The sequence below is a fragment of the Nonomuraea sp. NPDC001684 genome, from assembly GCF_053596515.1.
In genome coordinates this window covers 1-10955 of sequence record NZ_JBSFGJ010000318.1, presented here as the reverse complement: position 1 = coordinate 10955, position 10955 = coordinate 1, and the positions used below count along the sequence as shown (strand labels likewise).

General features: G+C 70.2%; 13 protein-coding genes. 4 read left to right on the top strand and 9 right to left on the bottom strand.

The features are described from left to right. Positions 1 to 741, top strand: a 741-nt coding sequence (locus tag ACWCSD_RS37375) for an enoyl-CoA hydratase-related protein (protein ID WP_449922053.1), incomplete at its 5' end; no start/stop codon positions are given. Between the two features lie 274 nt (positions 742 to 1015). On the opposite strand, the gene ACWCSD_RS37370 is transcribed toward ACWCSD_RS37375, so the two are convergent. Continuing rightward, entirely contained in the window at positions 1016 to 1198 is a 183-nt protein-coding gene (locus ACWCSD_RS37370) for a DUF4177 domain-containing protein (protein WP_449922051.1), read from the bottom strand. Between the two features lie 532 nt (positions 1199 to 1730). Here ACWCSD_RS37370 and ACWCSD_RS37365 point away from each other — a divergent pair. Then, on the top strand, positions 1731 to 2804 hold the full coding sequence (locus tag ACWCSD_RS37365; RefSeq protein ID WP_449922049.1) for a hypothetical protein: 1074 nt from the start codon (positions 1731 to 1733) through the stop codon (positions 2802 to 2804). A 517-nt stretch (positions 2805 to 3321) separates the two neighbouring features. On the opposite strand, the gene ACWCSD_RS37360 is transcribed toward ACWCSD_RS37365, so the two are convergent. The 5 genes from ACWCSD_RS37360 to ACWCSD_RS37340 all read right to left on the bottom strand — a co-directional run bounded on the left by ACWCSD_RS37360 (position 3322) and on the right by ACWCSD_RS37340 (position 7075). Then, the gene (locus ACWCSD_RS37360) at positions 3322 to 3558 is read right to left on the bottom strand and encodes a hypothetical protein (protein ID WP_397157315.1); all 237 of its coding nucleotides are present in this window, start codon (positions 3556 to 3558) and stop codon (positions 3322 to 3324) included. Next, entirely contained in the window at positions 3551 to 3676 is a 126-nt protein-coding gene (locus ACWCSD_RS37355; protein ID WP_397157317.1) for a hypothetical protein, read from the bottom strand. The genes ACWCSD_RS37360 and ACWCSD_RS37355 overlap by 8 nt, the downstream gene beginning before the upstream one ends. Positions 3677 to 3983: 307 nt before the next feature. After that, positions 3984 to 4193: a hypothetical protein gene (locus tag ACWCSD_RS37350; RefSeq protein WP_449922046.1), complete on the bottom strand. Its 210-nt coding sequence runs from the start codon at positions 4191 to 4193 to the stop codon at positions 3984 to 3986. A 31-nt stretch (positions 4194 to 4224) separates the two neighbouring features. Then, positions 4225 to 5430 carry a lipase family protein gene (locus ACWCSD_RS37345; RefSeq protein ID WP_449922044.1) on the bottom strand — a complete coding sequence of 402 codons (1206 nt, stop codon included), beginning with the start codon at positions 5428 to 5430 and terminating at the stop codon, positions 4225 to 4227. Between the two features lie 196 nt (positions 5431 to 5626). Continuing rightward, positions 5627 to 7075, bottom strand: a complete 1449-nt coding sequence (locus ACWCSD_RS37340) for a hypothetical protein (protein ID WP_449922042.1) — start codon at positions 7073 to 7075, stop codon at positions 5627 to 5629. 326 nt (positions 7076 to 7401) lie between these two features. Between ACWCSD_RS37340 and ACWCSD_RS37335 the strand changes: the two genes are divergently transcribed. Both ACWCSD_RS37335 and ACWCSD_RS37330 read left to right on the top strand, forming a co-directional pair. Continuing rightward, positions 7402 to 7866 carry a site-specific integrase gene (locus ACWCSD_RS37335; RefSeq protein WP_449922040.1) on the top strand — a complete coding sequence of 155 codons (465 nt, stop codon included), beginning with the start codon at positions 7402 to 7404 and terminating at the stop codon, positions 7864 to 7866. Between the two features lie 13 nt (positions 7867 to 7879). Continuing rightward, a complete protein-coding gene (locus tag ACWCSD_RS37330) occupies positions 7880 to 8188 on the top strand; it encodes a hypothetical protein (protein ID WP_449922038.1) in 309 nt (102 codons plus the stop codon). A gap of 680 nt (positions 8189 to 8868) precedes the next feature. On the opposite strand, the gene ACWCSD_RS37325 is transcribed toward ACWCSD_RS37330, so the two are convergent. The 3 genes from ACWCSD_RS37325 to ACWCSD_RS37315 all read right to left on the bottom strand — a co-directional run bounded on the left by ACWCSD_RS37325 (position 8869) and on the right by ACWCSD_RS37315 (position 10702). Continuing rightward, a complete protein-coding gene (locus ACWCSD_RS37325; RefSeq protein ID WP_449922036.1) occupies positions 8869 to 9684 on the bottom strand; it encodes a hypothetical protein in 816 nt (271 codons plus the stop codon). Positions 9685 to 9990: 306 nt separating this feature from the next. Beyond that, positions 9991 to 10368 carry a hypothetical protein gene (locus ACWCSD_RS37320; protein ID WP_449922034.1) on the bottom strand — a complete coding sequence of 126 codons (378 nt, stop codon included), beginning with the start codon at positions 10366 to 10368 and terminating at the stop codon, positions 9991 to 9993. Between the two features lie 172 nt (positions 10369 to 10540). Next, on the bottom strand, positions 10541 to 10702 hold the full coding sequence (locus ACWCSD_RS37315; RefSeq protein ID WP_397157331.1) for a hypothetical protein: 162 nt from the start codon (positions 10700 to 10702) through the stop codon (positions 10541 to 10543). Positions 10703 to 10955 lie beyond the last annotated feature (253 nt).

Sequence of the window (10955 nt, the reverse complement as noted above, 5' to 3'; positions counted from 1 at the left end):
GTAGTCACCATCGATCGAGAGCAGAAGCTCAACGCCCTGGACTACCCGACGATCGACGCGCTCCTCGCGCAGCTCGACCTCATAGACTCCGACGACAGCATCCGGGCGGTCATCCTGACCGGCGCCGGGCGCAAGGCGTTCAGCGCGGGCGCGGACATCCCTTCGCTGGCCTCCAGCATCGCAGGAGGACCCGAACGTGCGCTGCGCGAGATCGTGCGCCGCGGTCACGGGCTTACGCGGCGGATCGAGGAGTTTCCCAAGCCCGTGATCGTCGCGGTCAACGGTCTCGCTTACGGCGCCGGCTGCGAGATCACCGAGGCCGCTCCGCTGGCGATCGCAGCCGAGCACGCCGCCTTCGCCAAACCCGAGATCACCCTCGGGTTCCCGCCCCCCTTTGGCGGCTCCCAGCGCCTGCCGCGGCACGTCGGTCGCAAGCGGGGCCTGGAGATGATCCTGACCGGCGACCCGATCCCGGCCTCCCGAGCCGCCGAGCTGGGCATGGTCAACACCGTCGTACCGGCAGACGAGCTCCTCGACGCCGCACGGGACTTGGCCGCGCGGATCATCCGGCACGCGCCGACGGCCGTCGCGGCGTGTCTGCGCGCGGTGACCCGCGGGATCAACCTGCCGATCGACGAGGGCCTGGCGGTCGAGGCGGCGAGCTTCGCCGCCACCGTGCCCACCGACGGCGTGCGGACCGGCCTGCAACGGTTCCTCGACCGGACGAGTGTGTCGGCCTGAACCTGGCGGAAGAGTCGGCGCTGCTCGCTCGTGACCGTCCGGCGCGTGCGTGAGCGCCACGAGCCAAGAAGACAGACGAGGACCGGGCCAGGAGGACACCGTTGGCGGAACCAGCCGTGATGTGACCAAGCCTCGGCGCTGCCTCATGTGCCGGTTCGTCCCGCGCGCGGTCGAACTGCTCGGCAATCTCGGTTTGTGCGGGTGGCGGAGCTGCTCCAGGTGGAGAAGCGGATGCGGCAGCGCCGGTGTAACCGTGGAGGCCGCGCGCCTGCTGTTAGCTGATTCCGTGTCTCTTGAAGACGCACCAGTACCAGCAGGTGAAGGTCCTGCCGAAGGCTTCCGCGCTCTGGTACTTCATGTGGACGAGTTCCCACCCTTGTTGGCCCAGTTCGTTGAGCTGCTTCTCCACTTCTGGGTCTTTCAACGTAGCGATCTTGTACTCCCACCGTCGTGCCATGCCGAGGTTCTCCCCGCTGGTCTTCGCCTCGGTGCGGCTGGGGTACACAGTAGGCCGCGAAGGGCTGGAGGATTCGCGGCTTAGTCGTCGAAGGTGCGAGCCGGGTAAGGGGCTTTCAGGTGATCAGGTTGATCCAGATGCCGATCGGGATGGAGAGGAGCCCCCCGGCGACGAGGCCGACGATGAGGAGCATCCACTCGCGGCGCCGCTGCCTGGGGCGTTCGGCCATGGCCCTGGCCTCGGTTTCGGCTGCGACGGCTTGGGCGATCTTCGTGACGTACTCGTCGCTGAGTTCTGCCGGGGATGCGTGCCGGTGCGTGGCACTGGCGTTTGCGGCGACTCTGCTTCGATCCAGTTCGGGGTTCGCCGCCGGAGGTCGATTACTTGTCCGACATTCGGTGATGGGCCACTGGCTGAGCGCTCATGGCGACGCGAGCCCTTGTGGGACCCGGGTGTGTCCTCCTGGGGAGGGACAGCACCGTGCAGAATTAGTTAACCTCCTTTCCAGTTCCTCGTGAACGGAGGTATCGGCATGCGCCGTCTGGCCGCGCTCGTCTCCTTATTCCTCCCCCTCCTTCTCCTGCCCGTCCCCGCACAGGCCGCTGCGACCCCGCTGCAGGTCTACGGCGCCTGGCACTGCGGTGATGACGCCTGCATCTGGGGCAACGTCCGCAGCCCAACAGACTTCGACGCGAAGAACCACTGGCTGATCGACCGAGGAGACGGCCGTCCCTCGGTCAACCTCGTGGTGCTCAGCTTCGTCCACCCGGTCAAGTTGCTGCACAAGACCACCGACACGCAGACCCTCGACGGCGTGCCGCGTGGCATGACCGCTGACATCGTGAACTACTTCACCAGCCGTGGGATCCGGGTGATGCTCTCCATCGGCGGCATCACGTACACCACCGCGTGGAACTCCGCCCTGGCGGAGAATGCGGCGCAGTTCGGGCGCAACGCGGCCGAGGTCGCCCAGCGGCTCGGCGTCGGCATAGAGATCGACTACGAGGAGAACAGCAGGCCCGACCTGGCCGGTCTGCAGGCCTTCGTCGACGCCTACCGCTCCGCCCTGCCGTACGACGCGAGCGGTGCGAACCCAGCCGCCCGGCTGACCATCGACCTCGCCGCCGGTGACCGCTGGCTCATCGACATCACCAGGAAGGCGACCGCGGACTGGCTGCGCACCGACACCCCAGTCCTTGACTACGCCAACGCGATGGTGCCCGCCCGGCAGCCCAGGAGCTCCGACGCCATCGCCAACTGGCAGGAGCACATCGACGGCAAGACCACCTACTCTCCGCCGATCCCGTCGCTGGCTCCGGCCAAGTTCACCGGCGCGTTCTACATCGCTGAAGGAAGCAAGGTCCGCGCCGAATGCACGAACTTCAGCACCTCGCTGCAGAAGTCCACGGGATCGTTCGTCCAGACGGCCGCGCCGAAGGGTGCCGGAACCACTTCCGGCATGCTCGGCTACATGTTCTGGGCCGCCGAACGTCCCTCCACAAGGGGCGTGACCACCGCACCTCCGAACAGCTGCGAGGGAGGGGTGGGCGGCGGCGCCACCGCGTACGCCATCCCCCTCCCGATGCCCGCCCTACGGCAAAGCTGACCGCCTCCTGGGACCGGGCCGCCGGTCCCGGGACAGACCGATTACCCGTCCGAGATTCGCTGACGGGCCACTAGTGTCGTTGCCAGCGCTGTCGAAGCGGGGACAAAGTAGGCGATCAGCAGCGCCTTCTCGAACTGCTCGCAAGTCATGATCAGTGCCTGCCCGCAACGAGGAAATCACCCGCCGGCTGCCCGACCCCGCCCGGCTGATCGTCGACCCCGAGATGCTCGACGTCGCCCTGCCGTTGTCCGCCAAGGCCGTCACTCCTGGGCTCGGGTGCTGCCGCGCGGGTCGCTCACCCGCGTGGACAGCGAACTGCTGCGAGCCAGCGCATCGGCGAGTTGGAAGACGAGGTAGGCGCCATCCGAGCGAGGGACGGCCGCTGCAGAGGCTGCGGAGGCCCTCTCAAGCCGCACGGCGACCTGCCCGGTCTACGCGCCGAGAAGGGGTACTGCTACGACTGCATCCAGCAACTGCGGAAGGCCCTGCCTGCGTGCTTGGCAGGGCCTTTCGCAGCTCATGCGCAGATCACGATCTCCCGCTGCGCGATCACGTTCACAGCGCGTGGATCGTCGCCGGCAGGCGTGACCAGCAGCCATCGATCCGGGTGCTCGACGTCATACCCGTGCTCATCCAGCCAGGAGATCGTGTCGGCGTCGAACGCGGCGTACGACACCGGTGAGTCGCCCAGCTCGTCGCCGACTGCCTCACGCCCAGCGTCGCCCTCGATCAGGGACAGGGTGTACTCACGCATCGGCCACCGACCCGAACGCGCGGCAGCCGACGACCGTGCCGTCCACGTTGCGCACCTGCTCGTGCGGGACGAGCAGGTCCTCCCGCCCGGCCGCGGCGAGCGCGGCCAGGAGCGGCACGATGTACCAGACCCCGGGGGCCGGATCGGGGTGTCCGCGGAGTAGATGCGGACAGGGGGCGGGGTCATGTTGACCACCATCGGAATCCTCCAGAGGGCGGCCAGCACCCGCAGGCGCTGGCCCAGATCCCTCGAAGGGGCGATGAGGTCGCTTCTGTTCTTCTACTTCCTACAGATGGACGAAGCGGAGACTCAGAGCTCCCCCTCCAGTTCCAGCAAGTGCCAGTCAGTGGCCAGCCACACCCACACGGTGCGCTCCTGCTGGTCGCGCAGCGCCGCCATGTACTCGAGCACGGACGTCTCCGGGGTCACGCCGAGCAGTTCCTGCTGCCGGACCGGAGGTAGGCGCGGATCGCCGCCACGCGCCCGGCTGCACCGTGCTCCTCCCGGAGTCGTTCCCGGAGGTCGGGAGACGCCGTGAGGGTGCCGTCCTCGGCGGTGCCGAGCCGGTCGCGGGCCCACGCCTCCCGGTGCGGACGCCTGCTGACGGCGAGTTCAGCGGTCCCGGGCCCCGTCACACGAGGATGGTCATGCCGATCAGAAAGCCGGTCACCGAAGATCGGTGAACCACCGCAACACCGTCGGCATCGCCGCGAGGGGCGAGTCCATGTGACCGATGTCCCCAACGTCGGTCAGCGTCGCGTCCGTGCCGTGTCGCCGCAGGTCACGCAGGCAGTTGCGGGAGTTGCGCGCCACCACCTCCCGGTCGCCCCGGGCCGCGAACAGCCGTACAGGCACCCGGGGCCGCCACGACGAGCACGTGTCGTCGTTCGTCTCCAGCGCCTTCAGCACCGCCCCTGACGGGTTCAGGTACCACTGCTGGAACTTCGGCGTGAGCACGTCCAGCGGTGAGGCGGGCAGCCCGGCGATGATCTCGTCGAACGTGTGATTCCCGTCGTAGAGCGCCTCGACCGCCGGGTCCTGGAACGCCTCGGCGGGCGAGTCGTAGAAGTGGTGCAGCCGGTTCATGGAGGCGGTCCAGTACGCCAGGTAGAACGCCGAGGTGCGCGGATCCAGCCGTTCCGCGATCAGCTCGGGGAACTGGACGTGCTGCACTTCGTACGGCCCGGAGATCGGCGCGAGGCCGCGCAGCCGGAACCCGAGCCCGGGGCCGGCCTGCAGTTGCCGGCCCACCGCCATCGTCGCGGTACCGCCCTGGGAGAAGCCGGTGACCAGCACGTCCCCGCTCAGCCTCCGCCCTTGGCCGGTGGCGAGCGAGCGGGCGGCGCGCAGCAGGTCCACCGTGGCGGAGGCCTCGCTGGCGTGGTCCATGTACGGATGGAAGCCGGGGCCCGTGCCCAGCCCGAGGTAGTCGGGGGCGACGGCGATGAACCCTGCCGCGGCGAACATCATCGGCACCGCCCGCCCGTCGCCCTCGTCCATCGAGCCGACGTAGGCCCTGGTGGCCGTCGTGCCGTGCTCGTAACTGACCGTCCACAGGTCTTTCCTGGACTTGTGGGGGACGGCCACGGTGCCGCTGGCCGTCGTCGGGCTGCCGTCCACGCCGACCGTACGGTAGACGACGGCGTACAGGTCGGCGCCCTGGGCCTTGGGTGGGACGGGGAACTTCGACTCGCGCAGGTACGCGGCGATCTCCGTGGCGGACAGGCTTTTGATCTTTTTGGCCGAGACGAGCGAGCCCTGCTCCACCTGAGGGGTGGACAGGGCCAGTGCGGCGGGGGCGGTGGCCGTGGCCAGCACGAGTCCGGCGCAGGCCAGGGCGAGCAGCCCAAGCGTCTTGCGGGTTCTCCTCATGTCCCTTGACGCTAGAGATCATCCAGGAGCCGCCCCATCCTGCACACCGCCCAACCGTTGGTAGGGCCTACCGGATGGCGCGTACGCCGTCTGGTGCTGTGACCGGAACCGGGTTGGGTGGGGATTTCAGGCTGCGGGAGCCAGGGGCCGGCCGCCCCAGCGGATGCCCTTCTCGCTATGGTCGCCGCGGGCAGTGTCAGGCATGGTCGTCGCCTTCTTGTCTCGTCGTGGGGGACGTTACTACGGCCAGGAGTCCCGCGGCGAGGGCGCGGCCGCGGGCGGCGGCGTGCTCGGTGTCGCCGAGGCGGACCTCCCGGCCGGCGGCAAGCAGCATGACGGCGCCGTCCGGGTGCCGGGCTACGGCGATGCCGGCGCCGGGCAACGTCACGCCGCGGACACCTGTGCCGAGGTCGCCGCTGAGGTCGGCCAGTTCGGGCAGCACCAGCCCGGCGGCGGCCTGGGCGGCGGCCAGCCGGTCACGTAGTCCCCGCACCTGTTCGGCGTCACGTTCGCGTTCAACTTGGGCGGCGCGGGCCTGCTGTTCGGCGGCCACGGCGCGCTCGCGCTGGAGATCGCGGTCGGTGCCGGCCTGGCGCAACTCGTCCTCGGCGCGGGCCTGCAGCCGCGCAGCGGCGGCGGCCTCCCCTTGGGCGGCGGCCAGGGCCAGGCGGGCGTCGGTCGCCTCCTGCCGGGCGGTCTCGGCGCGGCCTTCGGCGGTCTCGGCCCGGGCCCGGGACTGGCGGCTGTCGTGCTCGGCGCGCTCGCGGGCGAGGTCGGCGTCGGCGGCCGCGGCCCGCAGGGTCTCGGCGTGCCGGGCGTGCTCTTCTGCGGCGGCGCGCAGCCGGTCGAGCTCGCGCCGGGCCTCCTCCAGCAGGGCGGCCGTCCTGTGCTGCTCTGCTTGGGCCTGTTCCCGCTCGCGCAGGGCGTCGTCGCGGGCCTGCTCGGCCGCGCCCCGGGCGCGTTCGTGCTCGGCCACCTGAGCCCAGGCGGCGCGGGCGTCCTCCTTGGCCACATCGACCTTGCTGTCAGCCTCCCGTTCGGCGCGGCGCTGCTCCCGCTCGGCGGCCTCCTGGCTTTCCCGGGCGGCTTGGGCGCGGCGGTCGGCCAGCTCGGCGCGGGTGTCGGCCGCGTTCTTCTCGCGGCGCGCCTGGGCGGCGTCGGCGCGGGCGGCCTGGGCCTGCGCGATCGTGTCGGCGACGGCCTGCTCCAGGTCGGCGCGCAGCCCGGCCGCCACGGCGGCGATCTGGTCGGCCAGCGGCCCGAGTACGGCCTGGGCCTGCTCCAGGCGCACCTGACCGCTGTCACGGGCGGCGGCGGTCTCGGCCGGGACGCGCTCGCGGTGGTAGCGGGTGCGGTGGTCGGCGCTGCAGTCCAGCGCGTCGGCACGCTTGCCCGGCGGCAGGGCGCCGCCGCAGTACCGGCAGGCCCGCCGGCCGGCGGCGCGGGTACGCGCGGCACGCTCGGCAGCGACTGTCTCCTCCACCCGGCCGGGCAGCGGCTCCGGCACCACTCCCCCGTCCGCGACGTCCGCCGCGGAGCCGGGCACGGACGGCTCGCCCCCGGGGATGTCCCCGGACTGCTGTCCCGCGATGGAGTCCCCGGCGGGCTGCTCTGCTGACTCCGCCCGCTCCTCACGTTCGCTCATGCCGAGCACCCTATCAGCTCCATATCCGTGCCATATCCGTATCCGTTCGCACGGCTATGGCTACGAAAATTTCAGCAGCTCGAACATCTCACACAATTCCACTTGTGTGAGATACGATGATCGCCGGCTGTCGGAATGAGAGTTCTCATCTTTCTGGCCTGGGGTTTTCTCACCTGCTGTCAGCAGGATTCCCACCTGCTGTCAGTGGCCTGATCCGCAGCCGATGCCGCCCGTTCTCCTGCCTCCTCGGAGATCGACCGCCTTGGGACGCTGGTTAGCGATAAGCTCACTTATCGCTAACCAGGGAGTTGATCACGGAAAACCATATGGACGCTCCCGAACGGCTGCCGGAGCGCGTCCTTGCGCCGCCCGCCCCGGATGAGCACCTTCTGGAGGGCCGGACGGCCCGGCTGGTCGACGAGGGCCTGGCCGCCAATACCCGCCTGGCCTACGCCCGCGACTTCGGCGCCTACGCCACCTGGTGCGCCTCCACCGGCCGCACCCTGCTGCCCGCCACCCCCGCGACCCTGGCCAACTACGTCGCCCACCTGGCCGCCCAGCACTACGCCCCCTCCACCATCGACCGCGCGCTGGCCTGCGTACTGGCCGCACACGACCAACGCCCAGCTCGCCAAACCCGCCACCACCGCGGCCCGGCTGGCCCTGCGCGCCTACCGCCGCGAGCGCGCCCAGCAGGGCCACCGACCCCGCAAGTCCCCGCCGATCACCGTCGACCGGCTGCGCGCGATGGTCGACGCCCTGCCCGCCGGCACCCCCGCAGGACGCCGTGACCACGCTGTCCTGGTGCTCGGCTTCGCCCTGATGGGCCGCCGCTCGGAGATCACCGACATCGACGTCGACGACCTCACCTTCACCACCGACGGCCTGGAGGTGTACGTCCCGTTCAGCAAGACCGATCAGAACGCCCACGGCGAGATCGTCGCCATCCCCTACGGCCAGCACCCGCGGACCTGCCCCGTCCGGGTGACCCGCGCATGGCTCGCCGACCTGACAGACGCCGGCGTGACGACCGGGGCCGCTGTTCCGCCCGATCGACCGGCACGGCCGCATCGCCGGGCGCGGCCATCCCGCCGCCGGTCGCGGCCGCCGTGAACGGCTGACCCCACAGTCGATCAACCTGATCGTCAAACGGGCCGCCACAGCCGCCGATCTCGACCACGCCGATGCCTACACCGCCCAGGGCCTGCGCGCCGGCGGCGCCACCTCCGCAGCCAAGGCCGGCGCGCCCATGTCCGCGATCACCCGCCACGGACGCTGGGCCGACGGCTCCCCCGTCGTCGCCGGCTATATCCGCCAGGCCGACAAATGGAACGACAACCCCCTGCACGGCATCGGACTATGAGACCAGCGGCCGCCAGTCCCCCGGTACACCGACAGTTGGCGATCCGCTTCGTCCGGCCCGACACTGCACGGGGGGGTAGAAGGCATCTGGCGGCGCACCGCCCGATTCTTTCGGCCGAGCCGGTGGTGGCTCGCCGGGTAAGGTCTGGCGGGCCGGTGGTAGAGGTCGGCGCCGAGCCGAAGAGGCTACGGCTCGGCCTTGCGGGCGTGGCACTGCTCGTGTCCGTGCTGCTCAGATCTCGCGCAGTGCCGCCTCGGAGGGGGAACCCGGGGTCGACGGTGTAGAGGCCGAGCGTCTGGCGTGGGGCCCCGGCCGGGGTGGAGGGCTCGAAGCCGAGGGTGAGTTCGCCGGCGCGACAACCTGCAGGACGTCCCCTCATCCTGTCCCGATGCCGTGCGTCACGGTTCAGGATCCGAAGTCGTTCGAGGCGTCAGCCGATGGCCTGTCGCCACGCCGGAGCGAGCGCGATCTGCCGGAGTTGCTCAAGAGTCAGCGCCGGTACGCTGCGGTCCGCGGGAAGACGGTAGGCGCCCGCGTTGAGTGCCGAGATCACCACCCGCAGGCCGTCCGTACCGAGGGTGTCGACGGTCCACTCGATCGCGCCCGCTCCCCCGAGCGGCGCGAGCCCCTGGCGCACCCCGACGCGAGTGCCGTCAGGCAGTGTGGCGGCGTTCCTGAACACCAGTGCGATGGCCGCGTCACCGGGCTTCCACTGCTGGACGTTCACGGCGACCAGGCTCTTGCCGTGGCCGTCGTCGGCCGTGACGTGCCCGAAGCCGTCAGCGCCGCCCGGTCGCCCGGCGCGTACGCCTGCCGGAAGCAGTCGCTCGATGACGCGGGTGATCTGCGCCGCGGTCAGCCGGGACACCGATCCGGCACGGGGAGCGGCAGGCGGCGCGGGCATGGCCGCGAGAACCGGATGCCATACGGGAGAGGTCGCCACGGCGGCGAGTTGCTGATGCGTCAGAGGAAGAGGGGACCTACCGGCCGCCGACACGAAGACCTGCCTGCCGTCCCCGTAGGTGAGCAGAGCACTGAGGAGTTCGCCCCCTGATGGGTTGTTCTCATCGCTCGGGGAGCGGTCCAGCACGAGCCTGGCCCCGCTGGGCAGGATGGTCTGGAGGCAGCGGCTGTAGGGGTGATAGGCGGAGTCCGGGCACTGGGCGTACTGGACTGGAACGGGGACGGGCCATCTGTTGAGCTTCACCACTACTTTCGCCGAGCTCCCGCCCGCTTCGAAGAGCACTTGAGCGGAGGGCGCCGGACCGGGCTCGGCGCTCAGTCCCCGTCCCTGCTGCCCTGAGAGTCTTCCTGGCGGAAGCTGGGTCTGGAGCAGATGAACCATCTGCTGGGCGGATACAGCGGCTGCGGGGGATGCCGCGGGCCGAGCGGCAGCGCAGCCGGCGACGGCGACAGCGACAGCGAGGACGGACATCGCGATCGAGGTGAGCAAGCGGACCGTTCTGCGTGGCCTGACCGACATGGCGCGCCTCCGTTCATTCGGTTCACCGGGCCTGCCCGGGGGAGGCGTCCGCCCCCGGGCGGGGACAGGTCAGGCTCCGGGGTAGGAGATCGAGCTGATGGAGTTGTCGTAGGGGTAGTCCAGCGCGTTCCAGACGGAGTTCGGCGCGAAGTAGCCGTAGGTGCCCTGGAAGTTGACGTTCGTCCAGGCCTCGATGGCGACCGAGTTGGTCTTGATGGAGGAGATGGCGTCGTTGTAGGCCCAGGTGCGCAGGTCGGGCACCCTGGGCGGGTTGGTGTTGGTGCCGGTCAGGCAGGCGCGGGTGATTTCCCACATATTCCAGTCGTCGCACAGCTTCCACGTGCCGGTGGCGGCGGCGGCGGCGGGGCCGGCCGCGACGCCGATGATCCCGATGCCCAGGGCCAGGCTCGTAGCGGTCGCGATCAGGGCCTTACGGAAACCTCGCATGAGAACTCCTCCTTGGTTCTTTCCTCCGCCCCTTGACGGAGGCTGTTCGGGCGTGGTCGAGGACGGGCTTGTCATCCACCCCTGAGTGGATCGGGCCTCTATGCAGCATCCGCCGACGCCTACATCACTTCCAGTGGATGGTTGGCTACTCTGGGCAACCTCGAAAGGGAACTCAGCGGGACTCGACGCCGTCGGCCGGCTGCGCCTCGAAATAGTCGCCGTCTGGTGGTGGTTGCCCCTGCGCGCCGGTGCCGGTGGCGGTGCGGATGGGCCGGGAAGCGGTCGTGACAGTCGCGGCCTGCTGGTCCCCGGCGGAGGTGGGCTGGTCGGACATCTCTGCTCCTTTCCGTAGCCGCCGGGCTCGCTCGTCCGGGTCGCTGGGGGCTGATGTCTTCACGATCGCGCGCGGTCGGCTCGCTTCGCGCCCGTGGTAGTCCCTGGCCCTGCCCTGGCCTCCCCGGGGCCGATCGGAGGGCGGCTGTCAGACCGTCGGGCCACGTCCATGAGAGTGGTGTACGAGTTTGACCTGGTCACAAGCGTGGCGGCCGTGAAATGAACACGGCCATCGCGTGATCCTTCGAGTGCGA